We start from the raw sequence: 356 nt of genomic DNA, 5'->3' as shown, positions 1-356 counted from the left end.
TTTGCAGTGTGCTTCCGTAACTCACAATCTTCTCTTAGTGTTGCCACTCTCCGACTGTGTGTCTTTCCTTAGAAAGGAGGTGATCCAGCCGCAGGTTCTCCTACGGCTACCTTGTTACGACTTCACCCCAGTCATCTGCCCTGCCTTAGGCGGCTGACTCCTAAATGGTTATCCCACCGACTTTGGGCATTGCAGACTTCCATGGTGTGACGGGCGGTGTGTACAAGGCCCGGGAACGTATTCACCGCGGCGTGCTGATCCGCGATTACTAGCGATTCCAGCTTCGTGCAGGCGAGTTGCAGCCTGCAGTCCGAACTGAGAACAGCTTTAAGAGATCCGCTTGCCTTCGCAGGTTC

General features: G+C 54.5%; 1 rRNA gene. It reads right to left on the bottom strand.

What is annotated here, in order from left to right:
- Positions 1–72: 72 nt before the first annotated feature.
- Positions 73–356 (bottom strand): 16S ribosomal RNA (locus lacNas_RS07085); the annotation flags it as partial.

It is taken from the genome of Lactobacillus nasalidis (assembly GCF_016587775.1).
GTDB classification, from domain to species: Bacteria; Bacillota; Bacilli; order Lactobacillales; family Lactobacillaceae; genus Lactobacillus; species Lactobacillus nasalidis.
Note: the sequence above shows the minus strand (reverse complement) of the source record. Positions and strands in the feature narration are given on the sequence as shown.